Below are 26,831 nucleotides of genomic sequence, written 5' to 3' on the forward strand. Positions count from 1 at the left end.
CCGTGAGGACAGCGGCGGTTTCCCGGCGGGTCGCGCCCCTACCGGTCCGGCCACGGCGTCGGGCGTGCGTGATGACATCGTCCCCTCCTTCATTCCGTACAGTGTACGAGAATACGAGGTGCTTGGATGACCTACGCAAGAGCCGTCCCGACGACCAGGCGAAGGAGCGCGAGACCGTGCCCCGTGACGTGAGGCCCGGCGCCGCGGGCGTCGACCCCGAACAGCTCTGGCTGCCTCCCAAGGAACCCCGCAAGGGCCGCAGGCCCTCCTTCAGCCGGGAACAGATCACCGTGGCGGCCGTCGCCCTGGCGGACGCCGAAGGGCTCGAAGCGGTCACCATCCGGCGGGTGGCCGCCGCGGTCGGCGCCGGCGCCATGTCGCTCTACAGCTACGCTCCCGACAAGGAGACCCTGCTGGAGCTGATGGTCGACCACGTCACCGGCGAACTGACCGTCACCGACCCGCCCAGCGGCGACTGGCGCGCCGATCTGAAGACCATCGCCCATCTGCAGCGCGTCCACATCCTGCGCCATCCCTGGCTGACCTCCGCCTTGTCCACCCGTCGCGTGCCGGGCCCCAACACGCTGGCCTTCCTGGAACACGCCCTCGCCGTCCTGCGGCCCACCGGGCTGGACGGTGCCGCGAAGATGGAGGTCTTCGCCCAGCTCACCGCGTTCGTGGCCGGACACGTAGCCCACGAGATCGCACAGGCCACGGCCGCGCGGTCCCCGGGCCGGGCCGCGGCCGAGGCCCGCTACCTCGCCGCTGTCGCCGCCGACGGCCGCCACCCGGAACTCGCCGAGGCCCTTTCCGCGCCCGGCCGCGCCCTCACCCCCGAGGCCACGTTCACCCGGTTCCTCAACCGCCTGGTCGACGGCCTCGACACCGACTGATCCCGCTCGCCTGCCTGTCCACACCGAGCCGAGGACCCGCTCGAGCACGGCGCGGGCCCCGGCGAGCGCCGGATCGACAAGGGACACACGGACGGCGAGGCGACCGGTGATGGGGGCGACGGATGGGTCCGCGCCGGCGGGGAGCACGACGCCGTGACCGGCTTCGACGGCGCCCTCGACCCGGCGGGCACCGGCCGGATGCCGCGACCGCCTAGAGGTGAAGGCGGTGACAGGACCGCGCGGCCGCCCGCGCACCGCCCCGCCCCGCCCGCTGTTCGGTGCTCACCCGGCCCCGCACGACGTCAGTCCGCCGCGCCTTGCGCCGCGGGTGTCCCGGTCTGCCCCGACGTTCGGCAGTAACCCTGCTGGAAGGCGGTCCAGAAATCGTCGTCGATCCCGGTGTCGGCGAGCGAGCTCCAGTTGGTGTGGGCGACGAGTTGGCCGCGCCCGTCGCGGCTGTTGAGCGCGAAGGTCAGGTACCCGAGTGCGGTGCCGCCGTGGCCGTACGCACGGCCGCAGTCGGTGGCGTAGACGTAGATGCCCAGGCCGTAGGCGACAGCGGGCGGGGCGGCACCGCCGGTCGTGGGGACGGTGTCCGTGAGCATCCGGCGCAGCAGGTCCGGGGGAAGCAGACGCCCTCGCAGCAGGGCCCGGTAGAAGCGTGAGATGTCGGCCGCGGTCGTGACGAGGGCGCCCGATGCGCCGGCCTCGGACGGGCTGAACGCGGTGACGTCGGACCGGGTCGGGTCCGGCGCGTTCGGCAGCAGGGGCGAGACGTCCGCGTAGCCGTGGACGTGGGCTCCGTCGATGGCGGTCCGCGCCAGCGGGTACGAGGTGTCGCGCAGTCCGAGGGGGGCGAAGAGGCGGCGTTCGAGGTTGGTGCGCAGGTCGCGGTCGGTGACCCGTTCGACGATCAGGTCGAGCAGCAGGTAGTTGGTGTTGGAGTACCGGAATCGGGCGCCGGGAGCCGGGAAGTACCGGGGCCGGCCGAGGCCGATGCCGATCAGCTGGTCGCGGGGCCAGTACTGGTCGAGTGCGCGGAAGTGGGGAAGCAACCCGTCGAGGTAGTCGTACAGCCCGCTCGTGTGGTTGAGCAGCTGGCGGACGGTGATGGGCGCGCCGGACAGCGCGTTGTCGGCGCGGACCTGTTCGGGCAGCAGGCTCTGCACGGTGTCGTCGAGTCTCAGCCGGCGCTCGGCGACGAGTTGCAGGACGACCGTCGCGGTGAAGGTCTTGGTGACGCTCCCGGTGCGGAACCTCAGGTCCGGGGCCATCGGCGTGCCGGCGGACCGGTCGGCGACACCGGCCGCGCCGAAGCGCTCGTCCGAGCCGTGGCGGGCGAGCAGGAAAGCGCCCGGGTTGGGGTTCGGGTCGGCCACCACCTGGTCGGCCAGGGCCTGCAGGACCGGGTCACGGCGGCTGCCGGCCGTCTGTCCGTCACTGGCCTGGCCCGCGGTGGCCACACCGGGCGGCAGCAGGAGGGCAAGAGCAAGTCCGATACCCCATAAGCGCGTTGCTCGTCTCCGGATCACCGCAGGACTCCCTTCGGATAGCAATACAGGCATACGGTTATAGCACGCGGTACCGTCCTTGCGTGCCGAGAGTTGCCGACCATGACGCCCGACACGGGCAGATCACCGACGCCGTCCAACGCCTGATCGTGCGGTACGGGCTGAGCACCGTGACCGTCGCGCGCACCGCGGCCGAAGCGGGCGTGTCCGTGGGCCTGGTGCAGCACTACTTCGCGGCGAAGGACGAAATGCTGCTGGCCACGTTCACCCGGGTCAACGGGCGTTTCACCGCGCGAGTGGACGAACTGGTGAACCGCGGCGAGGCCGCGGGCCGCACCATCGCCGAGATGCTCAGGCAGGCGCTGGCCGAACTGGTACCGCTCGACGAGGCCCGCCGCGCCGAGTTCCTGGTCCGTCTCGCCTTCGCGGGCCAGGCCGCGCACGACGCCCGCCTCGCCGCCGTCCAGAGAGAGACCCTCATGGGCATTCGCTCACGCGTCGCCCGGGCCATCGGCAACGGCACGGTCTGCGGAGAGGTCGCCCGGGGGGTCGACGCGACCGAGCACGCCCTGCGGATCGTCGCGTTCACCGAAGGACTCGCCCTGCACACGCACATCGACCCCGACGGCACACCGGAACCGGCGGCCCTCGCCGCCCTGGACGGCCAACTCGGCCGCGTCTTCACCGGAACCTGCCGCCGGGCACGGATCGGATAGCCCCACCCGTCAGGACAGCGCCCGGGACCCCGCGGCCGGCTTCGGACCAGCGCGGCCGGCACACCCAGCACACCAGCGCAGTGCGGACCACGGCTCGGCGAGGTGGGCCGCGTGTTCGGCGGACTCCCGCGGCACGGTGCCCACACGTCCCGGTCGGTGGGGACTCAGGTCAATCGCCCCGCTCCGGCCTTGACTCTCCAGTAACTGGAGACATCAAGGTAGGAGACATGGGCGGCACGACTCTCTACTCGATCGGCGAACTCTCCCGGCGCACCGGTTTGTCAGTGAAGACGATCCGGTTCTACTCCGATGCGAACGTGGTCGCGCCGACCTGTCGCACTCCCGCCGGATACCGGCTCTACGACCTCGACGCGTTGCTTCGCCTGGAGCTCGTGCGCACTCTCCGTGAGCTGGGGATCGATCTCCCCACGATCCAGCAGGTGCTGGACCGTGAACGCTCCGTGGCGGAAGTCGCCTCGGCGCACGCCGATGCCCTGGACGTCCAGATCCGGACGCTGCAACTGCGTCGGAGTGTCCTGCGAGCTGCGGCCAGATTCGGATCCAGTCCCAAGGAGACCAAGCTCATGCACAAGCTCACGCGATTGTCCGGCGAGGAGCGCCACCGCCTGATCGACGATTTCATCGACAGGACCTTCGGCGCGGAGAGCGCCGACCCGAGTGCGGCCATGGTTCGCGCCGCCACTCCTGATCTGCCGGATGATCCGTCCACCGACCAGGTCGCCGCCTGGGTGGGGATCGCCGAGATGATCGGCGACGAGGACTTCCGGGCCCGCATGCGCCGGGTGGCCGGCCACCAGTCCCATCAGCTCACGCTCGACATCGAGACCGACGCCGGTGACGAACTGGTGGGGTTCACTCGCCAGAGACTCGCCGAGGCCAGGAGCGCCGGCATCGACCCGCTCAGCGACGAGGCCGCACCCGTCGTCGACGATCTCGTGCGGCGATTCGCGGAGGCGTTCGGCCAAGCTCCGGACGCGGAATTCCGGGACTGGATGGCCCAGCAGTTCGAACTGGCCCACGACCCCCGGGTGGACGAGTACTGGCGCCTGGTGTGGACCGTCAACGACTGGCAGGTGATTCCGGATCTGATCCCTGTGTACACCTGGCTCATCCAGGCTTTGCGGAGGGACCGCTGAGAGCTACGGCCCTGACGCCCCATCATCGGTGGCCGGTGAAGGACTCACCCTTCGCCGGCTGTCCGGCGGGGCAGCCGGTGCCGGACGGCGGGCAGCCGGGCAGCCGGGCAGCCGGGCAGCCGGGCCGGAGCGTCAAGCACGCGTCGCGTGCTCCGAGACGGCGCTTTCACGAGCCGGACTCCAGGGACGGGGACGTCCAGCGTCAGTCGCAGGACTGGCGGTAGGTCAGGTGCGGGAACATCTGGCGCCACCGGTCCTCGGGGATGCTTGCGGGATGGGCCGTGCACAGGTCCTCGTAGAGGCCGTCGGTGGCGAAGTCGAGCACGTAGGTCGTCTCCGGTGTGACGCCGGTGGGGTCCTGGGCGGTGACGGCCAGCCATCGGGGGCCCTCCGGTGATGTCACCGGGGGCACGTGTACCGCTCCCGCGTTCTCCAGCGTGAAGAGCTCGGGGGTGCCCCACCGCCCGTCCTTCCCGATGGACCAGAGGCGATAGGGCTCGCTCGTCACCGCGTAGCGGCCGTCGGAGGTCAGGTCGATCGAACCGACCGCGCGGTCGAACAGGAGGTCGTGGCCCGTCCTCTCGGGACGCGCCGGATCGGATACGTCCCAGAACTCGACGCCTCCGTCGGCCAGCATCACCGCCAACTGCCCCTTGGCCATGGGGAAGTACCCCCGGGGGGCGGCCGGAAGCTTGGCGCCCTTGACGGGGTGCGCGGGCCGGGAGAGGTCCCAGAGCTGGATCTCGTGTCCCACCGCCTCGGTGACGAGCAGCCGGGACGAGCCGTGGTACATCGCGCCGGCCATCGACGCCGCGTCCTCGATGCGACCGCCCTTGCGGGGGCGGGCGGGGTCGGAGACGTCCCAGAACCTGATCTGCCGGCCCTGCTCCGTCGTCGCGAGCGACCGGTCTCCGGCGAACCACAGGCTTCCCGAGCTCCCGAGCGCGCTGCTCGCCCTCACCTCGAGCGTGCCCCGGCGCACGGGGCTCGCCGGATCACTGATGTCCCACAGTGCGGTGCCGGGTTCCTCGTGCGAGCCCACCGCGAGGAGCATGCCGTCGGGGCTCACCGCGATGGTCGGGTTGTCGGCGGTGAACCGGATGCCGGACCCCTTCCGCACGGCTTCGCCCGGTTCCAGCTGCCAGACCTGGAGAGTGTGGTCCAGCCCTCCGGTCCAGTGGTGGGCCAGGAGCACCGGCTTCTCGCGGCGTGTCAGGAAGAACTTCGCCTCCCATCCCCTCGGCAGGGCGTACCGGACCTTCGGCGCCTCGATGTCGCTGACGTCCCACACCTTCGTCGTGCGGCCCCCGCCCTCGTTCTGCGAGGCGATGACCAGCTCACCGTCGGCACTGAAGGGGCTGGTGCCCCTCTGGGGCATGACGTGGATGCCGCCCTCGATCGACGGCGCCCTGGGCCGGTCGGGCCACAACCGCACCTCTCCGTCCACCTCGCCGACTGCCAGGTATCTGCTGTCCGGGCTGTAGGCGACCGACTGGGACGGTTCGCCCGTCGGCAGCGTCACCCCGGATGCGCTGTCCACCAGCTCCGACACCTTCCTCGTCGTGTCGGTCCGTCTGACGCCGTGGCCGCGGTCGGCTCCCGCCAGGAACCTGCCGTCCGCGCTGAAGGCCAACGACGGCATACCGTCGTTGTCGGTGCCCCAGGTGTCCCGGTACTCCTCCGCCTCCACACGCCGCAGGTTCTGTCCGTCCACCACTTCCCACCAGGCGATCTTTCCGTATCCGCCGGCGGCGACCACCAGGTCGCGGCGGGGATGGGCGGCCACCGCGGTGACCGTCTCGGCCTGTTCCGTGTCCCGCAGCACGGGCCGGTCCGGGTCGCCGATGTCCCAGAGCCGTACCTGTGCGGGCTGTCCGCTGCCCGTGTCCCCGTTGCCGTTGCCCGTGATCAGGTGGTCCCCGTCCCGGGTGAAGGCCAGGGAGATCAGCTGGGACCCGGCGACCGTCCGCTGCGCTCGCAGCGTGGGCCGGGCCGGCTCGGCCACGTTCCACAGCCGCAGCAGTCCCTTGTCGCTGCCCGCCGCGAGGGTCCGGCCGTCCTTGCTGAAGGCCAGCGTGTACGTCGTTTGGTGGGAGAGCGGCACCAGGGCGAGCCGTCTCGGCTTCCGCGGGTCCGCGGCGTCCCACAGCGTCAGTTCGTCCGCCGACTGCGCGGCGAGGATCCGGGAGCGGGGGTGGAACGCGATGACCGGACTGCTCGTCAGCTGGAACCGGCCCGCTTCGGCCGGCCTGGTCGGCGCGGACACGTCCCACAGCTGGACCCGGCCGCCGTCGGGTCCGCTGTCCCGGTGGCTCGCGGCCAGCACCTTTCCGTCCGGGCTGTAGGCGAGGTTGAGAACGGCCTGGCGATGCCGCTCCTCGGGCACGAGGTGGGCCGGTGTCACGGTCATCGAGGCGGTGTAGAGGCTGGAGCGGGTCTCGGGGGTCACCGCCGTGCGGTAGGCGGCCAGGCTCAGGCGGAGCGCGGTCTGCGGGTCGTGCTCCCGCAGGGCGTCGGCCCGGGCGGCCAGCTCCCTGGCGATCAGGCTCTTCTCCCGGCTTTCCGCCTGCTCGTTCTCATGGGCGGCCCAGCCGAAGAGGGACACCGCCACCAGCGACAGCACCGACAGGGAGGCGATCCACGCCCGCGTGACGAGGCGTCGTCGTCGCTGCGCGTGGTCGCTCGCGGCGACGAACTCCCCCACCACCTGCGGGACGGGTACGCGGACCACGGTCTGCGCGGCCGCGCCTGCCGGACCGTCGGCGGTCATGTGCCGGGCCTTCCGAGCCGGCCGGTCGCCCTGGGCGGGCGGGACTTTCCGAGTCGGGACGTTCCGAGTCGGCCACCCGACCCGCCGGCGGTCCGGGGCGAGCGGGGCTTCCCGAAGCCGCCGCGCGTACTCCGTGGTGAGCTTCTTCGCCTCCTCCAGCGCATCGCCCTCGTAGAGGCCGCTCGGCCTGCGTCCGGCCTCGGCCCAGCCCTCCGCCGCCGCGGTCAGCCGGCGGAGTCTCAGCAGGTCGTCCCGCACCTCGTCGATCCAGCCGCTCAGCCTCGCCCACGCGTGCAGCAGCGAGTCGTGGCCGAGCTGCGCCCCGCCCTCCTCGTCCACGACGACCAGGCGGGCGTCCGCGAGCCGGCGCAGCAGGCCCTCGCTGCCGGCCGCCTCCGCGGGAAGCACCCGGCGGCGGACCAGCCGCCCCTCGCCGTCGGCGACGTGGACCATGGCGAGCAGGAGGCTCCGCAGAGCCGTGCGGCCGGCGTCGTCGAGGGAGTCGTAGATCCCTTCGGCCGCCGTGGCCACCGCGCCCCGGATTCCGCCGGCGGCGGCGTACCCGGCGTACGTCAGGGTCGTCCCCCGGCGCCTGAGCCAGATCTCGGGGAGGGCGTAGGCGAGGAAGGGCAGCGCCGCGGCATCACCCGTGGTGCGTCGCTCCTCGTTCACATCGCGCCGCAGGAGCTGCGGTACGCCCTCCTCCCACCGCAGGCCCGCGTACTGCGCCGGGCGGACGATCGCGGCCTCGACCTCGTCGTCGGTCAGCGCGGGCACCGCGAAGTGGCCCGGCCGCACGACGGAGGCCAGACGGGGGTCGCTGAGGGCGTCGCCGTAGTAGTCGGCGCGCAGGGCCAGGACCAGACGCGGACCGGGGGCCGCGTCCCCGGCCCGCTCCCCGTCCGCGCCCGCGGTGAGGGCGGCGGCGAACCGCTCGCGTTCGGCGTCGTCCGAGCAGAGCGTGAAGTACTCCTCGAGCTGGTCGATGACGAGGAGGCGCGGTGCCTGCCCTGCTCCGGTCCCCTCCCCCGTCGCCGCGGGGCGGCTGAAGTGCCCGCGTTCCAGATCCCGTACGACGTCGGAAGGCGCCCTGCCCACCGCCGCCGCCCACGCCTCGGCGAGGCTGCGGAAGGGCCGGTCACCCGGTGCCGGCACCAGCCGCACGGGGCCGAGACCCGCCTGTTCCGCGGCCACGCCGAGTCCCGCCCGAAGGAGTGACGACTTGCCGACCCCCGACGGCCCCACCAGGACCACCGGCTCGCCGGGGCGGGCCTGTTGGACGCGGAGCAGCAACTCCCGGGTCAGTTCCTCACGGCCGAAGAAGAGACGGTGCTGCTCGGGGAGGAAGGGAAGGATGCCGGGGTAGGGGCAGACGGCGTCGGGGTCCGGGGTGTCGGCCGCCCGCTGCTCGGTGTCCGGGCCCGTCAGCGGCTCGTACCGCCGGTTGACGGCGAGGGTCAGCTCGCTCATGCGCGCGGTTCCACCGCCGTACGGGCGGGCGGCGCTGCCCTGGAGCCGCTGGTCGAGCAGCCGGTACACGCCGCCCAGCGTCAGCCACTTGGGGCCGCCGGCGTGGCCTTCCCGCAGCAGGGCGAGCAGGTGGCCGCTGAAGAGGGTGTGCTCCGCGTCCGGCGGGGCGTACGCCAGGGCGTCGCGCATCGCCGAGGCGAGCAGGTAGCTGCCGGTGGGCCGGGCGCCGGCGAACGGGTCCGCGTGGGCGGGCCGGCCGGGTTCCTGTGCGTTGCCGGCGAAACAGCAGTCGAGGATCACGACCGGGTCGGCGGCGGCGTCGCTCAGATAGTGCTCGATCTCCGTGTACGGAACGGAGTGCGCCGTGTCGGTCTGGGACTTGGTCCTCGCCGTCGCGAGGTAGAGCTGCCGGCCGGGTCCGCGCAGCCCGTGCCCGACGAAGTAGAGGAGGACGGTTCCGCGCTCGTACCGCTGCTCGGTGGGCTCGGCCCGGCCGATGACCGTCGCCAGCGCCTCCAGGACGTCGCTCGGCGAGGTCGGATCGGTGAGCAGCGTGACCCGGTCGCCCATGCCGCACACCGTGCTCAGGGTCTCGGCCACGTCCCGTGCCGACCGGTGCGCGGACGGCAGAGCGGGCAGCAGCTCCCCCGGGTGGGCGGCCGTCCCGACCACCAGCGCGTGGCAGCCGGCCGCCGCCAGATCCGCACTCACCGCCAGACCCTTCACGTCCCCCACGATTACGGTCAGCCCGCTTCTCGGGACGGACCGACGCGGCCGTCGCCCTCCGCCGTGTCTCCCGTCCCCCGGACTTCTTCTGTTTCTGTCTCCGGAACCCCTTCTGCCCCCTGACTCCGTTGTGCCCCCTGGCCTTCTTCCCTCTGTCGGGACCGCCCTCGGGCTTCCTGCGGCGTCCGCGTTGCCGGCGCCGTGCCCGGGTCCCGCTCCTGCTGGAGCGCCGCGGCGACCCGTTCGGCCAGCTCGCTGGCGCCTTCGGCGGTCAGCCCGCGCACCTTCTCGGAGGTGACGACGGTCTGGGTACCGTCCGGCAGGGTGAGGGTGACGGTCTGATTGCCCCGGCGGCCCTGCAGCCACACCACGACGGCCGCTCCCACAGCCGCCGTCGGACCACCGGGAGCCAGCAGCAGCGAGATCAGCTCCCCCAGGGCACCCATGGCTCCGCCCGACGGCACGGCGGGAGCCTCCCGGCGGACGAACACGCGCAGATCAGGGTCCTGGCGAAGCCACTGGTAGAGGTCGTCGCAGGCTCCGGCCACGTCTCCGTCCCCGGCATCGACGGACAGTGTCACTCTCATCTCTGCTGCCCTCCAGCTGCAACACGGCGCATGATTCCCAACTTTCCCCTCCAACACGCGAGTTGGCAACGCGCACCCCGGAGATCCGCTCGGCCATGGAGGTCACGGAACGCTCCGCGCCCGCCGGTCAGCGCCCGCAGGGCAGGCGTACGCGGTCACAGTCATGCCGACGAGGCAGACCGAAGTGCCGGTCAGGCCGGAGTCGTCGACGGCGACAGCATGCTCATGGCGCGCAGCCCCCGGTCGGCAAAGGCGATCAGCCACTCGAAGCTCTCGTCGATGCCGGTGCTCCACTGGAAACCGTTGGCCGCCTGCAACGTGGCGAAGCCGTGGCAGAGGCTGCGGAGCATGCGCAGGGCGTGGTCCGCGTCGGCCTCTCCGATCTCGTAGCCACGCAGGACCGCCGTGAACGCGCCGAGCAGCCGCTGCCCCTCGATGGCCAGCGGATCGTCCGGGCCCGACGATTCCGCGCCGATCGTCGCGGCATACCGGCCGGGGTGCTCCAGGACGAAGCCTCTGAAGGCGCGCGCCGCAGCGGCCAAGGCGTCACGGCCCGCATATCCCTGGATCGCGCCACCGACGGCGTCGGCGGCCTCGCTCAACGCCAAGGCCGCGATGCGCCGGTTGAGGTCTTCCTGGCCGCCCACGTGCTTGTACAGGGACGGGGTGCGCACGCCCACCCGCTCGGCCAGCAGACCCATCGTCAGGTTGGCGAGGCCCACCTCGTCGGCGAGGGCGGCACCGGCCGCGACCACGGCCGCCGGGTCCAGGCCGGCCCTAGGCACGAGCGGCCTCCGTCCGGATGAAGGCGAGCACGAGCGAAACCACCTGGTCGGGGAACTGGTCGTGCGGGTAGTGCCCGGCGCCCTCGATCATCTCGAGGCGGCCGAGGCCGGACGGCAGGGCGTCCACGATCGCCGAACCCTCGGAGTGCGGGTCGGCCCAGTCGGGGTCGAGCGTGCCCATCACGACCAGGACCGGGCAGCGGACGTTGCCGAGCTGCGCGCCGGCGTCGGTCGGGGCGCAGCGGCCCATGCCCTGCATGGCCTTCATCCGGCCCGGCTCGCGCAGCAGGGAGTCGATGCGGCCGAGCCGCTCGGCCCAGTCGGCCGGCTTCACGCCGGGGTAGGCCACGTCGAGGTACGAGCGCCAGAGCGGCACGCTGCCGAACGCCCCTGCGCCGAGCAGCCGGAGCATGCCCTGACGGAAACGCCTCACGCGCAGGTCGCCGAGGCGGACCGACTGCTTGCGGGTGAACGGCGCCAGCTCGACCACCGAGGTGATCAGCGAGGGTTCCCGCGCCGCGGCGATGGTGGCGGCACCGCCGGAGACCGAGTGGCCGACGAGCACGGCCGGGCCGCCCAGGTGACGGACCACCGCGAGCAGGTCGCCGGCGATGTCGGTGCGGCTCCAGGCCGGCCAGTCCGCGCTGGACTCCCCGCAGCCGCGCAGATCGACCGCGGCGACCCGGTAGCCCGCCGCCACCAGCGGCGGGATCACAGCACGGTACGCGGCACGGCTGTCGCCCATGCCGTGCGCGAGGACGATCAGGGGGCCGGACCCCGTCACCTCGTAAGCGATCGTGCCGCCGTCGACGGCAAGGTACTCGGTCATGGCATCCCCCAGATCCTGGCTAACCTTGTTAGCTAAAAGCTAATGTCATTAGCCAACCTTGTCAACGGCGGATTCTCCGGCGCGGCCAGGAGGGGTGACGAAGCACTGCGGGAGCCTCGCAGCGACCACCGGCAGCGCCCGCGACTGCGTGACGATGGCGTGCGGCGCAACCGCTCGAAGCTCCCCGCGCCGCCCGAGCGCCGCGACGTACGCGCCCGCCCATGAGCTCATGCGGAAGTCGCGAGGATCCACTCGGCCCACACCGTCCTGCCGGGCCCTCCGGCCCGCTTGACCACCGTACGAAGGCGAGAGCCCTGCCGTCCGTTCGCGCTCGGCAGGGCTCTCGCAGTGGTGGCGGGCGAGGTCGCCTGACGCGGGATGCCGGTCATGCTCGGGCTCCCTACCGGGCGCGCGGGTCGTCCTCGCGGTAGAGCACGAGGTGCTCGTGGCAGAGAACGCCGTCGCGGACGTCGCCGGTGGCGGTGAAGCCGGAGTCGTCGACGTGGTCGAGGTGGTTGCCGGTGACGGTGCAGCGGCCGGTGCAGGCGCTCCGGCGGTTGCCCCGGGCCTCGTCGTAGCGGCCGTTCGGGAGCAGTTCCTGGCGGATGTGGCCGTCCGCGGTCACCCACATCCCGGCGTACGTGCGCGGCGGGATGTCCACGGCCGGGCCCGGGAGTCTCCCGCTGTCCGGTGCCGAGGCGCACGCGGTGAGGGCCGGGCACGCGCCGCCGCCCGCCCTGGGGGCAGACCGACGTCGGACGGCGTCACCTGGGCGCGCCTGCTCCGCAGGTGGTCGCCCGGTTTCGAGGTTGTCATGGCGCGCAGGCCAGGCTCCCGAGCGGCTGGGAGCCTTGCTCCAGGTTCCAGGTTCCAGGTCCCAGTGCTCCCAGGCCGGGCGCGGCCCGGTGCCGTGGCTCGCCCCGTCGAGGGGGCGTCCGCGACGGCGAGGGCCGGTCGACGGTCAGGGCAGAAGCTGCTGCTCCATGGCGAAGACAGCCACCCCGGCCCGGGTGCGCCGCCCGGTCTTGTCGTAGATGTGCCCGAGGTGGTGGCCCACGGTGCGGCTCGATATGGACAGCTCCGCGCCTATCTGGTGGTTGGTCAGTCCGCGGGCGGCCAGTCGCAGCACTTCGACCTCCCGCGGTGTGAGCCCGGCCGGACGGCGGGGCCGGGACGGCTGTCCGCCCGCGGCCCGGATCACGAGTTCGCAGGCGGCGCGGTCCAGGGTGCCGGAGTCCGCCTCGCGCGTCAGGTGCCCGACGGCTTCGTCGACGCTGAAGGCGCCCCGGTGCGCCCGCGGCTCGGTCAGTGCGGCGAACACGTCGGCGGCGGCGAGGATACGGGCCGCGGGAGAGGTACGGGTGCCGAGCTCACCGCGGTGGTAGCCACTGCCGTCGACGCGCTCATGGTGTGCGGCGGCGATCGGCGCCAGCGGAGCGAGCGCGGGCACGCGCTCCAGCACTCGCTGGGTCCAGTACGTGTGCATCCGCACCCGCTCCATGTCAGCGGTGCTCAACGGACCGGTCCGGTCCCACACGTCGGCGGAGATCCCGGCCCGCCCCAGATCGTGCAGCAGGGCCGCGCGACGCAGCCGGGTCACCTCGTCGGCGGCGAGGCCTCCCAGCCGGCCGGCGCTCTCCGCCAGCCGCGCGACGTGCTCGCTGTGGCCGACCAGCCACTTGCCCTTGAGGTCCACGAACCTGCCGAGGACCGCGCACAGGTCGGAGACCTCCTCGGCGGACACCGTGACGTACGGCGGCGGCTCGGCGGCCACCGTGGAGGCGACGGCGTCGGGCTCCCGGAGCGGGGCGAGCACCTTCGCGGCGCCGGCCGCGAACGCACGCGCCAGTTCGGGATCGAGGTGACCGCCCGCGCGCCTGACCACCTGCGCGACCGCGGCCGGCTCGCCGCCTCTCGCATGGGCCAGAACCGCCTGTTCGGCCACGTGGACGACACGAGCGGCGAAGGAAACGCGCTCACCCGCGGTTCCCAGGGGGATTCCCCGTCCGTCCCAACGCTCGTACACGTCGTCCAACGCCGCGAGGGTCCGCGGCAGCACGCCGAGGCCCGAACCGAGCGCCCGACTGGCCTCGCAGCCGTTGCGCATGGCCTCCACCCCGACCGTGGGCAGCACCTCGGTGAACGTGTCCGCCAACCGCCGGGCCTTCTCCCGCGTCCAGCCGCCGAGCCGGAACAACTGCTCGGACATGGGCACGTCGTCCCCCGGGTCGAGGTGCTTCAGCGCACTCTGGAACGCCACCTCGTCGCCGAAGACCGCCGCGAGCTCGGGCGCGAACGACGTGCAGCCGACCGAGCGCAGCAGTGCCGTCTCGTAGACCGCCCGGCAGGTCTCCCGGTCGCCCGCGAGGACGTCCCGGGCGAACACCGTGGCGACGACGCAGGTACGCAGGCCTTTCTCGAAGGTCATGCCCGCGGCCAGGTCGGTCGTCAGGGACAGTGCCGCCAGTACCTCGGCCAGACGAACCTCTTCCACCGCTCCAGCGTAACCGCCCCTGACCAGCGCCTCGGACGTGCCCGCACGGCTCCCCCGCGCGCACTGGACGCGCGCAGGACGCGCACCGGCGGCCGCGGTGCGAGGAGGGCGAACATCCCCGCGAGGCAGGTGGACCAGCGACATAGGTCGATCAGCCGATGTGCGTCGGCCGGTGCACGAGAAGGATCTGCGGAGGCGGGGCGCGAGCTCGGCCGCAGCGCTCGGACCCGCGTTCCGTGCCCGGGCGGCGGGCTGCCGGAACGCGCCGGCCGCTCATCCACACAGCACGGAGGTACCGCATGACCACGCACCACCACGACGAACACACCACCACCGGGCGCGCGGTGGTGGAAGCGTTGTACGGCTCGCTCGCCCAAGGGGACGTCACCGCGCTGCTCGCGGGACTCGACGAGCGGATCGAATGGGTCGTTACGCCGGGTCTGCACTACGGAGGCACGTACCGGGGACGTGAGGAGGTGCTCGAGAACGTGTTCGCCCGTTTCGTCAGCGAGTGGCACGACTTCACCGTCACCCCTGCGGAGATCCTGGACGCCGGGGACCGTGTCATCGCACTCGGCCACTACAGCGGCCGGAATCTGGTGACCGGGAAGCCGATGAGGACCCGTTTCGTGCATGTGTGGCGGCTGCCGGACGGCGTCCCCGTGCACTTCGAGACCGTCCTCGACACCCACACCATGGTCGCCGCGATGTGAACCGGCTCTCCCCGCCGGCCGAGCGGAACGTCGCTCCGGGCCGATCCGGTCGGACGTTCCCGGCTCCGCCCCCTCGTGGACCATTTCTGGATCTCTCCAATCGATCTCTTCAAACGACCTCTCCAATCGAAAGACGCAGCACATGACCTTGTTCGAGCATGATTTCGTCGCGGCGGGCTCCACCGAGCCGCCGGTGGATGACACGGGGCGAATGCTCCAGATGATGACCGGGTACTGGGTGACCCAAGTGGTGCGCACAGCGGCCGAGTTGCGCATCGCCGACCACCTGCGGGCCGGCGGTGCCACGCCTGCGGAAGTGGCCGCGGCGGAGTCACTGGACCCGGACTCGACCTTCCGGTTCCTGCGGGCGTGCGCTTCCCTCGGGCTCGCCTCGTCGACGGACGGGAAACGGTTCGTCAGTACGTCCTTGCTGGACACCTTGCGCAGCGACGTCCCGGGTTCCCTGCGGGACCTGGCCCTGTGGGGCGGCGCCGAGTCGCACTGGCTGCCCTGGGGGCGGCTGTCGGACGCGATCCGCACCGGCACCACCCAGGCCGAAGCCGCCCTCGGCGCCCCCTTCTTCGACTGGCTTGCCACCGTCCCGTACGAAGCCGGGGTCTTCACCAACGCCATGACGGCCATGACGCACGGCCTGGCCCATCAGCTGGCCGACGTGATCGAGGTCGAGGGCACCGAAGTCGTCGTGGACGTCGGCGGCGCCGGCGGCAACCTCGTCCAGACGCTCATGCGGCGGCATCCCGGACTGACCGGGATGGTTCTCGACCTTCCGCACGTGAGCGCCGAGGCGGAAGCCTCCGCGTCGGTCCTGGGCGTCACGGACCGGTTCACCTTCGTCGGCGGTGACTTCTTCGAGGAGGTGCCGTCCGGGGACCTGTACCTGCTGAAGTTCGTCCTGCACGACTGGGACGACGACGCCTGCGTGCGCATCCTGCGCAACTGCCGGGAGGCGCTCGAGCCGGGCGGACGCGTGCTGGTGATGGAGCTCGTCGTGGACGAGGTGGGCCGACCCGGCCTGGAGCCGCTGATGGACCTCAACATGATGGCCCTGTCGACCGGACGCGAGCGCAGCCTCGACGAATTCGAGAACCTCTTCGAGCGGGCCGGCCTGAAGCCGGTCAGGACGATGTCGTCCGCGTCCCTGGTCTCCGTCCTGGAACTCGCCCCCACCGAACCCGCGCTCAGGACGCTGCGGCTGGTGCCCTGAAGAACCGGCCTCCGCGAAGCCGCGGACACGTCCGTGACACGTCCGTGGCGGTCGACTCGGTCCTCGCGTTCGTGTGGGCGAGGCAGCCCCGGCTCCGGCACCTTCCGCGGGCACCTGAAGTCCTTGCCACCGGGGGAAGCGTGCCGGGCCGGTTCCGGGCGCCGTGCCGACGCTCTATGTCCTGCGGCCTAGACGGTGTTCCTCCCGGTGGCCGACGCCGCGTCGTCCCCGGGGCGAAAGGATCGTCACATGGATCGAATCGATGTTCTCACCGCCCTGGTGGCCGCCCTGGCCCTTGCCGTCGTGGTGTGGTCCAAACCGCTGGAGAAGCAGCCGTTCTGGCTCTTCGTCCTCCTGTGTGCCGCCTTCTACCCCGCGGGCAGGGAGCTGTTCTCGGCGCTGGAGTCGGCCGCGGGCACCGGGCGGCCGCCGGCCGAGTGGACCTTCATGGTCAGCGTGAACGTCCTGTTCGCCGCGCTCGTCGCGTCGGCCTACCGGGGAATCATGTCCTTCCGGGGCACACGCGCCGATCGGCGCTCCTCCCACCGGGAGATCGACGCGTGAGCTCCGCCCCGTCCACCCCGGCGTTCCGTAATCCGCCGGGTCAGCCGCGCGCCGAGGCGGGTGCTCGTCGCACGGGTCCGTGATCCCGCCCTCGCCCTCGCCCTCGCCCTCGCCGTCGTCGGCGAACCGCGTGATCGATACGGCGTCCAGCTGACCGCCCGGCCGTCCGGCGATCGAGGCCGACCGGGCTCGCCGCCTGGGCGAACCCGGTCGGCCGGGCACCTCCGTCCTCACCGGTCGTGCGGTGAGGAACTCAGATCTGGTTCATGCCACCGTCGACGTACAGGCTCGAACCGGTGATGAAGCTGCTCTGCCCGGAGGCGAGGAAGGCCACGGCGGCGGCGATCTCCTCCGGGCGCCCGAGCCGGCCCAGCGGCACCTGCGTCGCCAGGTGCTGCCTGAAACCGGCGGCCTGCTCCGGATCGGGGGCGAGCCCCGACAGACCGGGGGTGTCGGTCGGGCCGGGCGTGATGGTGTTGACCCGGATGCCGCGCCCCTTGAGTTCGTTGGCCCAGGTCCGGGCGAACGATCGGGTGGCGGCCTTGGTCGCCGCGTACACGCCGAACGCCTCCGCGCCGACGTCCTCGTTGGTGGAGCCGTTCAAGATCACCGACGCGCCGTCGTTGAGCAGTGGCAGCGCCTTCTGGACGGTGAACAGCGTGCCCCGGGCGTTGATACCGAAGAGAGTGTCGAAGTGTTCTTCGGTGACCTGCTCGAGCGGCAGGAACTCGGCGACGGAGGCGTTCGCGAACAGTACGTCCAGGCCCCGCCCCCGGCCGCGGATCGTCTCGTACAGGCGGTCCAGGTCGGCCAGGTCCGAGATGTCGCCGGTCAACGCGGTGGCCGATGATCCGATCACTTCGACGGCCGCGTCGAGTTCGGTCTTGCGTCGGCCGGTGATGAACACGTGTGCGCCCTCGGCCGCCAGCCGTACCGCACTGGCCAGGCCGATTCCGCTGCCGCCGCCGGTGACCAGAGCGGTCTTGCCCTCCAGCAGTCCCATGTGAACAACCCCCTTCGGTTTCTGCATCGATCGATGCGGAAGTCGAACAGTAGCACTTCCGTATCGCTCGATGCGGAAGAGGTAGGCTGCGGGGGTGGGAACCAAACAGAGCGGCCCCGTCGGCCGGCCGCGGGGATTCGACACCGACGAGGCTCTCGAGCGCGCCATGGTGGTCTTCTGGGAGCACGGCTACGAAGGGGCCAGCCTGTCCGGCCTGACCCGGGCGATGGGCATCTCCACCACCAGCATGTACGCGGCCTTCGGCAACAAGGAGGAGCTGTTCCGCAAGGCCCTGGAGCGTTACACCGAAGGCCCCGGCGCCTACCTGACCCGGGCTCTTGAGGAGCCGACCGCCCTCGGCGTCGCCACCGCGGTCCTGGCCGGCACCGTCCGGACCACCACCCGCCCGGCCGGTCCCCATGGATGCCTGGGCGTCCATGGAGCCCTGGCCACCAGCGACCCCGGGCACGACGTCCGCGACCTGCTCGCCGCCTGGCGCAACGACGGCTGCTCCCGCGTGCGCGAGCGGTTCCAGCGGGCCGTCGACGAAGGCGAACTGCCTCCCGGGACCGATCCGGGACTGCTGGCCCGCTACGTCACCACCTTGGCGTTCGGCATCTCCGTGCAAGCCGCGAGCGGTGTCACCCGCGACGAACTCCAGGAGATGGCCGACGCCGCCCTGCGCAACTGGCCGCTCACCTGAGGACAACCCGGCTGAGGGCCACCCGGCTGAGGACCGCCCGGCAACCGGAGGCAGCGCGGTGTTCGACCGCGAAGGCCGGGCCCCGCGTGGGACCGCCCACGCCCTGCCCACAGCTCACCGCGCGAAGGAGCGCGTCGTGCGTGCCGGGTCAGTTCCATGCCTGTCGTTCCTGGCCGCGAGGGTCGTCGATCTGGGTCCAGTCCGCGTCGACGCGCATGGTGGCCCGGCGCTCGGGGCCGTACGGGTCCCAGCCGGGATCGCCCGTCGCGGCGAACCGGATCCATGCCCCGTGCACGCGGGGAGCGAGATCGGCGGGTGGACTGTCGGGGCCGAGCAGGGCATGGGCACCGTGCAACCCGGGCAGCCGCGTGAGATCGAAGACGAAGGGCAGCTCCACCGCGTGGGCGGCGCCGAGCTGTCCGTCCAGGGCGTGGGAGCGCCACGCGAACTCGTAGCGGTAGGTGGCGGCACCGGACCGGTCGGCGTGTGCGTCGGCAAGGGCCCGGCTGCCCGCGCCGAACAGGGCGTCGCCCATGACGGCGGACCGCAGCTCGCCGTAGGACGCCCTCGGGCGGGTCCTGCGGTACGTCTCCACGAGCCGGACCGGATCGGGATGCGCGCGTGCCGCGACGGCGTCGACGTCCGCACGGGTCGAGGTGGCGTACGCGTCCACCGGGACCAGGTAGAGGTTTCCCTCCTCCGTGTTGGTGCCGACGAGCAGATCGACGCCGGCACCGAGGCCCGCGGCGACGGATACGGCCGGCTGGGTGTCCAGGACCAGGCTGAAGGGGCTGAGCCCGATCAGCGGGTCGTGGTGCGCAGCCGTCCGCAGGTCCGTGCCGGCGAGTGCGGAGGCCGCTTCCACCAGGCGCTCGTCCGGGATCTCCGCGAAGGCGTCGACGTGCGGCTCGACGCCCAGGACCCGGGCCGCCGCCCTGGTGACGCGGGCGGCCTGCTCGGTCGTGAACGCGCCCAGGCCGCTGCCGCTCTGGACGATCGCCCGGCGGAACAGTCCCGCGGCCTCGGGAGCGGCCAGGACTCCCCCGACGACGGTTGCTCCCGCCGACTGGCCGAAGAGGGTGACGTTGTGCGGGGCGCCACCGAAGGCGGCGATGTTGTCCCGTACCCAGCGCAGCGCGGCCACGACGTCGAGCAGGCCCCGGTTGGCGGGCGCTCCGGGAAGGTCGAGGAACCCCGCTGTGCCTAGCCGGTAGTTGAGGGTGACGAGGACGACTCCGTCGCGGGCGAAGGCGGAGCCGTCGTACAGCGCGGACCTCGTCGACCCCGCGACGAATCCACCGCCGTGGACGAACACCATGACGGGCAGGTCACCGTCCGCGTCGGCCGGTGTCCACACGTTGACCGTGAGGTAGTCCTCGCCACGGTGCCAACCGTCCCCGAAGTAGGGGGACATGTCCACGCGGCCGAGCCTGCGTTCGGCCTGCGGGGCGTTGGGCCCCGGCCTCGTGGCGTCCCGTACGCCGCCCCACGGCTCGTGCGGGCGGGGCGCCGCGAACCGGCCGGCGCCGCGGGGCGGGGCGGCGTAGGGGATGTTCAGGAACGTGGTGACGCCGCCCTGGCGCAGGCCGCGTACGGATCCCCGCGTCGTGGTGACGACGGGGTCGGTGTGCTGGTTCACGGGAGTGCCTTTCCGCAGGGCTCAGCCCTGTTCGGTGTACGGGGTGAAGGGGGCCCAGCCCTTGACGGCGAACCTGCTGCCGTCGCGCACCACCTGAGCGGCGCCGTGGCCGCCCAGGTGCGCGGGAATGACGAGCGCGTTGTCGTCCGCTGCCCGGCCCAGCACCTTGTGACGGGTGGCGCGCGCCTGCGCGGGGTCCTCGCAGAAGCAGCTGTTGGAGTCCGGTTCGAGGATTTGCACCGGACTGTGCAGCAGGTCGCCGACGAAGACCGCGCGGTCCGTCCCGGAGGTGAGGGTCAGCACGGAGGAGCCGGGGGTGTGGCCCGGGGCGGGTTCCAGGCGCAGAGCGGCGTCGATCTGGTGGCCGTCCTCCCACAGCAGTGCCTGGCCGGCCCGGTGCACCGGGAGGACGCTGTCCTCGAACACGTTCTGGTTGCCGCGGCCGAGTACGCTCTCGTGGCCGTTCTCCGGGTTCCAGAAGTCGAAGTCGTCCTTCGGCATCAGGTAGGTGGCGTTGGGAAAGGTGGGGACCCACGTACGCCCGTCGAGATACGTGTTCCAGCCGACGTGATCGATGTGAAGGTGTGTGTTGATCACGATGTCCACGTCCTCGGGGCGGACCCCGGCGCGGGCGAGGTTGTCGAGGAATCCGGTGTCCATCCGGCTCCACACAGGGGCGTACGGGCGCTCCTTGTGGTTGCCGACGCCGGTGTCGACGAGGATGGTCCTGCCCTCGCTGCGCAGCAGCCAGGTCTGGATCGCCGAGTTGACGATCCGGGTGTCGTCGGCCAGGAAGTCCGGGACCAGCATGGTGCGGTGTTCTTCCCACGCCCTCGCGGGGCTGTCCGGGAAGAACGTCTCGGGAGTCATGTCCACGGGTCCGAAGTACTCCCGGACACGGGTGAGGGTGACGTCACCCAGGGTGATGGTGTTCACGGTCGGTCTCCCAATGTGTTTCGCGTGAGGTCCGTCCGGCGGGACGGCTGTCGTGGCGGGGCGGGGCGGGGGATGCTGCCCCGGCGTCAGGGGCTGGTGGTGCCGCCTCGCTCGGCGGTGCGGTCCGGTGCCTCGCCGCCGGCTTCGCCGGGGCCCGCCGAGGAATCAGAGATCGAATCAGAGATCTCGGTCATGGGGTCGTCCTCAGGAGATGTGCGCTGCGCGGGGCGTGCCGTCGTCGCAGCAGGTGAACGGTGCGGGACCCATGTCAGCGGCATCACGGCGGCCGAGCCAGACCCGGCGGTGCCTATCCCTGGCCGGGTCAGGCTCCCGGCCGGCGGGATCCACATACTGGGTCCCATGAGCGGACAGCGAGAACTCGGGAACTTCCTGCAGACCCGGCGGGCTCAGCTGCGCCCCGAGGACGTGGGGCTGCCGGACTACGGGGACCGGCGCCGGGTGCCCGGTCTGCGCCGTGAAGAACTGGCACTGCTGGCCGGCGTGAGTTCCTCGTACTACACCCGTCTGGAACAGGGCCAGTCCGTGGGCGCCTCACCGGAGGTCCTCGACGCCATCAGCCGGGCGCTGCGCCTGGACGAGGCCGAGCAGCGTCACCTCCACGACCTGGCGGACAGCGCGAAGCGGCGTACGGTCGTCCGCCGCCCGCCCGCCGAACACGCCGACGCGGCGACCTTCAACCTCCTGACGGCCTTCGGTGACGTCCCCGCCCTCGTCAGCGGACGGCGCGGTGACGTACTGGCCTGGAACCGGATGGGACACGCGCTGTTCGCCTCCCACATCGACCCGGCCGGCCCGGCGGAGCCCGGCGACCGCCCCAACCTGGCCCGCCTCGTCTTCCTCGACCCCCACACCCGCGCGCTGTACGCCGACTGGCCGAGCAAGGCGAGGGCGGTCGTCGAGAACCTCCGTATGACGGCCGGCCGACACCCCGACGACACGCTGCTCACCTCACTCGTCGGCGAGTTGACCATGAGGAGTCCGGAGTTCGCCGCCATGTGGGCCGATCACAGGGTCAGTCCCTGTGACTCCGCGACGTACGAGATGCACCACCCGCTGGTCGGCAGCCTCACCGTGACGCAGCAGAGCCTGCGTCCCCCGCAGGACGAGGAACGGCACATCGTGCTCGCCATCGCCGAACCCGACTCCCCGTCGCAGGCCGCACTCCACCTGCTCTCCCGGGCGACCGCCCCGTCCGCCCGTCTGGAGCGCCCCGCTCCCGGTCCCGCTCGGTGAAGCCATCGGACGCGACACAACGGAACTCACCTCCTCCAGCGGGAGGACCGCCCGGGGGCACCCGGAGAACGACGAGCGCGGCAACCGCGGTGGACCGCCCCTGAAGACCCCCGGCGGTGACGCGCACTCTCCCGGGCCGGCCGGCCGAACCGTCCCGTGCGTCCTGTCCGTTCCACGCTCTCGCGGCAGCCCGGCGGTGCGGCGGTGCGGCAGCCCGGCAGCCCGGCGGCCCGGCGGTGCGGCAGCCCGGCGGCCCGGCGGTGCGGCAGCCCGGCGGCCCGGCGGTGCGGCGTTGCGGCGGTGCGGCGTTGCGGCAGCCCGGCGGCCCGGCGTTGCGGCGTTGCGGCAGCCTCCACGGCCGCACCGCCGGGCCCATGGCTTCCTCCGTACGAGTGGCGGCGCCCCCGACAGCCGCCCTCGTCGTACGCGTGGGTGAACCGCGGCCGTCTCAGTCTCCCTGTGCCGCTCCTCCGGGGACCGGGACCCGAAGCTCCGGCTCCGCCCGCAGCCCGTCGACGTCCACCCCGCTCTCCGTCAGCACCCGCCCGACCTCCGCCGCGGACTCCGGGTCCGTCCCGGTCTCGTCCAGCAGGGCCGCCAGCAGATGAGTCGTGCCGACCGTCGGCGAGCCCTGGGCGGAGGCGGTGAACTGCGTGACGTGCAGGAGCCGTCGCTCGAACTCGGCGGAGCCGGCGACCTCCGGGGGCACCCCCTCCGCGACCCCGGTGGAGGGAAGCAGCACCCGGGCGACGGCACCCTGCCGTGCGCCGTGTCGGCGCAGGAGTTCCGCCCCCCGGTTCGCTCCCGTCAGCTCCTCGGGCAGCTCACGCTCCGCGACGGTCAACGACCGGTCCAGCGCCAGGATCCCCAGCAGCACATCGACCGCTTCCGTCTCCGGCGCCCCGCGCCGCACCGCACTCCGCTGTGCCTCCGAGCGCACCGCGCCGACGACCGCGGAGCCGAACCCGGCGCCGCCCCCGAATACCCAGGCGATGAACTTCCGGGTCAGTGGATTACCGCTCTTCCCGAACGTTCCGGCCTTGCGCATCATCAGCACCGGACCGGGCTCCGGCGCCTCGTCGCTCCCCCGCAGCGCGTCGAGCCGGGCCGAGGCCGCCGAGACGTCCAGCTTCTCCACCACCATGGCCTCGCGGGCACGCGTATCGGGCAGCTCCACCAGGGCTCGCGCCACGTGGCGGACGCGTACGGAAACGGTGCCCTCTTCCCGTGCCGCCTCCAGCGCCCTGCGCAGACAGGTGCGCAACGCGGCGGTCATCGGAGGGAGTGCGAAGCTCTCCGGCTCCTCCTCCTTCCGGTTCTTCCAGCGCAGCCTCTTGGCCTCCTCCTGCCGGACCTCCCGCCAGCAGGCGTCGATCTCCCGCTCGTCGTCCGGACTCCCCACCGCGCCGTCTCCGGCGTCCCCACTGATCCACACCGAGGTCCCCCGGCCTGCGATCGAGCCGCCGAGTGAGCCGGAGGCCTTCATACCGGGGGCGATCGCCGAGCCTGCGGCCCAGTCACCCGACACGAGTGCGTACAACAGGCCTTCCGTACCGACGTCCTCACGGTCCTGCTTGGCCACCGCGCGCATCGTCTCCAGCAGCAGCTTGACGACGTCCCTCTCGAACTCGGTGGTCGCGTCGGCGGTGCGGTCGGACGTTCGCTGATCCATCGGGTTACCCCTCCGTGGTGGTTGCTTACCACCAAGGACGCCCGCCCGCGCTCTCCGGCTCCACGTCGGCCGACCGACCGGGCTTGCGGTCCGGCCGGCCGGGCTTCCGGTCCGGCCGGCCGGGCTTCCGGTCCGGCCGGCCGGCTCGCTCTGTCCGTGCGGACGGGGGACTTGCGGCGCCGGCAGAGCCTGGCCGATCACTCAGCGGTCCATGGGGCCTTCTCGTCACACGACGGGGTGGCACGCGCCCGTGCCCGAGTGCGGCCTGCCGGGCGGGCGGGCGTTCCGCCCCGGCCGGGCAGGCCGTGGCGCGGGGTGTCTCAGCCCTCGAGTCCGCGCAGGTAGGCGGCGAACTTCTCCAGGCCGTCGATGGTGCGGGGGCCGCTGATGCCCTCGTTGTAGTCGAGGATGAAAAAGTTGTTCTTCTTCACGGCGGGGAGCCCTCTCGTGTGAGGGGACTTCTTCAGGAAGTCGATCTTCTTCTCGGCGGGCAGGTCACCGTAGTCGAGGATGACGACGACCTCGGGTTCGGCCGCCGCGACGGATTCCCAGTTGACCTGGGTCCAGCGCTCGTCGAGGCCGTCGAAGATGTTCCGGCCGCCCGCCGTCCCGATGATGTCGTTGGGGGGCACCTGGTTGCCCGCGGTGAACGGCTGGTCGGTGCCGGAGTCGTAGAGGAAGACGGGCACCGGATCACTCTCCGGGGCCTTGGCCTCGACCGCCTTCACGCGCTTCTTCAACCCGTCGACGACTTCCTCGGCCTTCTCCTCGACCCGGAAGATCGCTCCGAGCCGTTCGAAGTCGGAGTAGAGGGCCTCGAAGGGGCTCATCCTCTCGGGGTGACCCGGGTAGTTGAAGCAGCTCTCGGTGTGCATGAAGCTCTGGATGCCGAGCTTGTCCAGGATCGCGGGTGTGATGCCCCGCTCATCCTTGAAACCGGAGTTCCAGCCGGCCACGACGAAGTCGGACTCGGCCTCGACGACGACCTCCTTGTTGAGGAGGTCGTCGCTGAGCATCTTCACCTTGGCGTACTCGGACGCCCACGGGGACTCGCTCACCGGCGGGTTCGCGGGCGGCATCACATAGCCGTACACGTGATCGGTCAGGCCGAGGGCGAACAGCTTGTCCGCGCTGCCGCCTTCGTAGGCGACAGCGCGTTCGGGCACCGTGTACTGCACCGGTTCACCGCAGCGCTTGACGGTGACCTTGCCGGACTCCTCCGCGTCCGACTCGACCTCGGCGCCGCACCCGCCGAGCACCAGCACGGCCGCCAGGGCGGTCCCGAGAGCGGCCGGCCGGCGGAACGTGCCGGGGGTTTGGGACGTACGCATGCGTGAGCAGCCTTTCAGCAGGTGGAGTCGAGCGAGTACAGCAGCTGGGGGTCCCCGGTCAGCGGGTGGGCGACGACGCTCGCCCTGACGCCGAAGACGTCACCGACCAGCTGGGTCGTGAGCACCTCCGCGGGCGCGCCGGAGGCCACCAGGCGACCGCGGGAGAGCACGCCGAGCCGGTCGCAGGCCGCCGCCGCGAGGTTGAGGTCGTGCAGGACGACGAGGACGGTGAGCCCGGAATCCCGCAGAAGCGAGAGCAGGCCGACCTGATGGCGGACGTCCAGGTGGTTCGTCGGCTCGTCCAGTACGAGGATCTTCGGTTCCTGCACGAGCGCCCGGGCCAGCAGGACGCGCTGGCGCTCGCCGCCCGACAGGGTCAGGACGCCGCGGTGCGCGAGGTGTCCGATGTCGAGCTGGTCCATCGCCCGCGCACACAGGTCGCGCTCCCGGGCGCTGAGCGCCTGGTTGCCGCGCAGGTGGGGCGCGCGTCCGAGGGCGACGACCTCCTCGACCGTGAAGTCGAAGTCGACGCCGCCGTCCTGGGTCATGGCCGCGACGGTGCGGGCACTGTGGCGCGGCGGAAGCCCCGCCAGGTCCTGCTCGCCCACCCAGACGGTTCCCGAACTGGGCCGCAGCGCGCGGTACACGCACCGCAGCGCGGTGGACTTGCCGCTCCCGTTGGGCCCCACCAGCCCCACGACCTGACCGTCCGGCACCTCCAGGGACAGCCCTCGCACGAGACTCCTGCCGTCCGTCACCACGGAGAGCGCGTCCAGTCTCAGGTCCACGTCAGCGTCCTCCGAACGTGTAGCCCCTGCGGCGCATCAGGGTGATGAAGACGGGCACTCCCACGAGCGCGGTGATGACCCCGAGCGGCAGCTCGCGCGGGGCCACCAGGGTTCGCGCCGCCAGATCCACCCACACCATGAAGATCGCGCCGATCAGTGGGGCCACGGCGAGCACCCGGGCGTGCGTGGCACCGACGGCCATCCGCACCACGTGCGGCATGACGAGCCCGACGAAGGCGATGGCACCGCTCACGGCGACCATGACGCCCGTGACGAGCGAGACGAGTACCAGCAGCACCTTGCGGTACCGGTCGGGATCGAAGCCGAGGCTCGCGGCGGTCTCGTCGCCGAGGGAGAGGACGTCCAGCACCCGCCCGTACCGGTACAGGGCCACGAGTCCGACGGTCACCACCGCGGAGACGACCGGCAGCGCGCCCCAGGTCGCGGCACCGAAACTGCCCATGGTCCAGTACAGGACCATGCTCGTCGCCTCGCTGTCCGGCGCGAAGTAGATGGTCAGGCTCATGACAGCCTGGAACCCCAGGGACATGGCCACGCCCGTCAGCACGAGGCGCAGCGGTGACAGCACGCCCCGGACGGAGGCGGCGGCGTACACCAGGAGCGAGGCGACGAGCGCCCCCACGAAGGCACCGACGGAAACGGCGTAGATGCCGAGTGCCGCAAGCCCTCCGGTGACCGTGACGCCGACGGCACCCACCGAGGCGCCGGACGAGACACCGAGGACGAAGGGATCGGCCAGCGCGTTGCGCACCATGGCCTGGACGGCCACTCCGACCGCACTCAGCCCGGCCCCCACCAGTGCCGCCAGCAGCACGCGCGGTGTACGGATCTGCCAGATGATCTGATACGTCGTCACCTCGTCGGCCCCGACGCGCCCGCCGCTGAGAGCCGCCCAGAGATGACGAGCGGTCTCCCCCGGGGTGACGACCGCGGGGCCGAGCCCGATGGCGATGACGACGGACAGGAGCAGAACGGCGGCCAGCACCGCACAAACGAGCAGCAGCGCCTTCCGGGACGCTAGTCGGTGTGCGGCCGACACCGGCC

22 protein-coding genes are annotated in these 26,831 nt (G+C 72.1%); 8 read left to right on the plus strand and 14 right to left on the minus strand.

Going from position 1 to position 26,831, the window contains the following annotated elements; all coding sequences use genetic code 11:
* Nucleotides 1–176: 176 nt before the first annotated feature.
* Nucleotides 177–893, plus strand: coding sequence for a TetR/AcrR family transcriptional regulator C-terminal domain-containing protein (locus ACZ7G3_RS12215; RefSeq protein ID WP_470925424.1), 717 nt, complete (start codon nucleotides 177–179; stop codon nucleotides 891–893).
* Nucleotides 894–1,195: 302 nt separating this feature from the next.
* Here the strand turns inward: ACZ7G3_RS12215 and ACZ7G3_RS12220 are convergent, their stop codons facing one another.
* Nucleotides 1,196–2,356 carry a serine hydrolase domain-containing protein gene (locus ACZ7G3_RS12220; protein WP_470925095.1) on the minus strand — a complete coding sequence of 387 codons (1,161 nt, stop codon included), beginning with the start codon at nucleotides 2,354–2,356 and terminating at the stop codon, nucleotides 1,196–1,198.
* Nucleotides 2,357–2,487: 131 nt separating this feature from the next.
* Here ACZ7G3_RS12220 and ACZ7G3_RS12225 point away from each other — a divergent pair, with 131 nt between their 5' ends.
* Both ACZ7G3_RS12225 and ACZ7G3_RS12230 read left to right on the plus strand, forming a co-directional pair.
* The gene (locus ACZ7G3_RS12225) at nucleotides 2,488–3,120 is read left to right on the plus strand and encodes a TetR/AcrR family transcriptional regulator (protein ID WP_470925097.1); all 633 of its coding nucleotides are present in this window, start codon (nucleotides 2,488–2,490) and stop codon (nucleotides 3,118–3,120) included.
* Between the two features lie 227 nt (nucleotides 3,121–3,347).
* Nucleotides 3,348–4,277 (plus strand): MerR family transcriptional regulator, encoded by a 930-nt coding sequence (locus ACZ7G3_RS12230; protein ID WP_470925098.1) that lies wholly within the window; start codon nucleotides 3,348–3,350, stop codon nucleotides 4,275–4,277.
* 202 nt (nucleotides 4,278–4,479) lie between these two features.
* Here ACZ7G3_RS12230 and ACZ7G3_RS12235 read toward each other — a convergent pair whose 3' ends face one another.
* The 6 genes from ACZ7G3_RS12235 to ACZ7G3_RS12260 all read right to left on the minus strand — a co-directional run bounded on the left by ACZ7G3_RS12235 (nucleotide 4,480) and on the right by ACZ7G3_RS12260 (nucleotide 13,938).
* Nucleotides 4,480–9,228 (minus strand): caspase, EACC1-associated type, encoded by a 4,749-nt coding sequence (locus tag ACZ7G3_RS12235; RefSeq protein WP_470925100.1) that lies wholly within the window; start codon nucleotides 9,226–9,228, stop codon nucleotides 4,480–4,482.
* A 32-nt stretch (nucleotides 9,229–9,260) separates the two neighbouring features.
* The gene (locus ACZ7G3_RS12240; protein WP_470925102.1) at nucleotides 9,261–9,830 is read right to left on the minus strand and encodes an effector-associated constant component EACC1; all 570 of its coding nucleotides are present in this window, start codon (nucleotides 9,828–9,830) and stop codon (nucleotides 9,261–9,263) included.
* Between the two features lie 191 nt (nucleotides 9,831–10,021).
* Nucleotides 10,022–10,585 carry a TetR/AcrR family transcriptional regulator gene (locus tag ACZ7G3_RS12245; RefSeq protein ID WP_426598016.1) on the minus strand — a complete coding sequence of 188 codons (564 nt, stop codon included), beginning with the start codon at nucleotides 10,583–10,585 and terminating at the stop codon, nucleotides 10,022–10,024.
* A 22-nt stretch (nucleotides 10,586–10,607) separates the two neighbouring features.
* Nucleotides 10,608–11,444, minus strand: a complete 837-nt coding sequence (locus ACZ7G3_RS12250) for an alpha/beta fold hydrolase (protein WP_426597948.1) — start codon at nucleotides 11,442–11,444, stop codon at nucleotides 10,608–10,610.
* A gap of 400 nt (nucleotides 11,445–11,844) precedes the next feature.
* Nucleotides 11,845–12,075, minus strand: coding sequence for an Atu4866 domain-containing protein (locus ACZ7G3_RS12255; protein WP_470925426.1), 231 nt, complete (start codon nucleotides 12,073–12,075; stop codon nucleotides 11,845–11,847).
* A gap of 330 nt (nucleotides 12,076–12,405) precedes the next feature.
* Complete coding sequence (locus ACZ7G3_RS12260) at nucleotides 12,406–13,938, minus strand: HD domain-containing phosphohydrolase (protein WP_470925104.1); 1,533 nt, start codon at nucleotides 13,936–13,938, stop codon at nucleotides 12,406–12,408.
* 299 nt (nucleotides 13,939–14,237) lie between these two features.
* Between ACZ7G3_RS12260 and ACZ7G3_RS12265 the strand changes: the two genes are divergently transcribed.
* From ACZ7G3_RS12265 to ACZ7G3_RS12275, 3 genes are all read left to right on the plus strand, one after another.
* On the plus strand, nucleotides 14,238–14,651 hold the full coding sequence (locus tag ACZ7G3_RS12265) for a nuclear transport factor 2 family protein (RefSeq protein ID WP_470925105.1): 414 nt from the start codon (nucleotides 14,238–14,240) through the stop codon (nucleotides 14,649–14,651).
* A 142-nt stretch (nucleotides 14,652–14,793) separates the two neighbouring features.
* Complete coding sequence (locus tag ACZ7G3_RS12270) at nucleotides 14,794–15,876, plus strand: methyltransferase (protein WP_470925107.1); 1,083 nt, start codon at nucleotides 14,794–14,796, stop codon at nucleotides 15,874–15,876.
* Nucleotides 15,877–16,125: 249 nt separating this feature from the next.
* Nucleotides 16,126–16,440 carry a hypothetical protein gene (locus tag ACZ7G3_RS12275; RefSeq protein ID WP_470925109.1) on the plus strand — a complete coding sequence of 105 codons (315 nt, stop codon included), beginning with the start codon at nucleotides 16,126–16,128 and terminating at the stop codon, nucleotides 16,438–16,440.
* 253 nt (nucleotides 16,441–16,693) lie between these two features.
* Here the strand turns inward: ACZ7G3_RS12275 and ACZ7G3_RS12280 are convergent, their stop codons facing one another.
* Nucleotides 16,694–17,443 (minus strand): SDR family oxidoreductase, encoded by a 750-nt coding sequence (locus ACZ7G3_RS12280; RefSeq protein WP_426597943.1) that lies wholly within the window; start codon nucleotides 17,441–17,443, stop codon nucleotides 16,694–16,696.
* 94 nt (nucleotides 17,444–17,537) lie between these two features.
* Between ACZ7G3_RS12280 and ACZ7G3_RS12285 the strand changes: the two genes are divergently transcribed.
* The gene (locus tag ACZ7G3_RS12285) at nucleotides 17,538–18,146 is read left to right on the plus strand and encodes a TetR/AcrR family transcriptional regulator (RefSeq protein ID WP_470925111.1); all 609 of its coding nucleotides are present in this window, start codon (nucleotides 17,538–17,540) and stop codon (nucleotides 18,144–18,146) included.
* Nucleotides 18,147–18,294: 148 nt separating this feature from the next.
* Here ACZ7G3_RS12285 and ACZ7G3_RS12290 read toward each other — a convergent pair whose 3' ends face one another.
* Together ACZ7G3_RS12290 and ACZ7G3_RS12295 are read right to left on the minus strand one after the other, a co-directional pair.
* Nucleotides 18,295–19,785, minus strand: coding sequence for a carboxylesterase/lipase family protein (locus ACZ7G3_RS12290; protein WP_470925113.1), 1,491 nt, complete (start codon nucleotides 19,783–19,785; stop codon nucleotides 18,295–18,297).
* Nucleotides 19,786–19,806: 21 nt separating this feature from the next.
* Complete coding sequence (locus ACZ7G3_RS12295; protein ID WP_470925115.1) at nucleotides 19,807–20,721, minus strand: MBL fold metallo-hydrolase; 915 nt, start codon at nucleotides 20,719–20,721, stop codon at nucleotides 19,807–19,809.
* A gap of 360 nt (nucleotides 20,722–21,081) precedes the next feature.
* Here ACZ7G3_RS12295 and ACZ7G3_RS12300 point away from each other — a divergent pair, with 360 nt between their 5' ends.
* Entirely contained in the window at nucleotides 21,082–21,975 is an 894-nt protein-coding gene (locus ACZ7G3_RS12300) for a helix-turn-helix domain-containing protein (protein ID WP_470925117.1), read from the plus strand.
* A 448-nt stretch (nucleotides 21,976–22,423) separates the two neighbouring features.
* Here the strand turns inward: ACZ7G3_RS12300 and ACZ7G3_RS12305 are convergent, their stop codons facing one another.
* The 4 genes from ACZ7G3_RS12305 to ACZ7G3_RS12320 form a co-directional block, all read right to left on the minus strand.
* Nucleotides 22,424–23,647 (minus strand): hypothetical protein, encoded by a 1,224-nt coding sequence (locus ACZ7G3_RS12305; RefSeq protein ID WP_470925119.1) that lies wholly within the window; start codon nucleotides 23,645–23,647, stop codon nucleotides 22,424–22,426.
* Nucleotides 23,648–23,967: 320 nt separating this feature from the next.
* The gene (locus ACZ7G3_RS12310; protein WP_470925121.1) at nucleotides 23,968–24,978 is read right to left on the minus strand and encodes an ABC transporter substrate-binding protein; all 1,011 of its coding nucleotides are present in this window, start codon (nucleotides 24,976–24,978) and stop codon (nucleotides 23,968–23,970) included.
* 14 nt (nucleotides 24,979–24,992) lie between these two features.
* Nucleotides 24,993–25,766 carry an ABC transporter ATP-binding protein gene (locus tag ACZ7G3_RS12315; RefSeq protein ID WP_470925123.1) on the minus strand — a complete coding sequence of 258 codons (774 nt, stop codon included), beginning with the start codon at nucleotides 25,764–25,766 and terminating at the stop codon, nucleotides 24,993–24,995.
* A 1-nt stretch (nucleotide 25,767) separates the two neighbouring features.
* Nucleotides 25,768–26,787: a FecCD family ABC transporter permease gene (locus ACZ7G3_RS12320; RefSeq protein WP_470925428.1), complete on the minus strand. Its 1,020-nt coding sequence runs from the start codon at nucleotides 26,785–26,787 to the stop codon at nucleotides 25,768–25,770.
* Between the last annotated feature and the right edge of the window lie 44 nt (nucleotides 26,788–26,831).

The sequence above is a fragment of the Streptomyces sp. NPDC037271 genome (assembly GCF_055603605.1).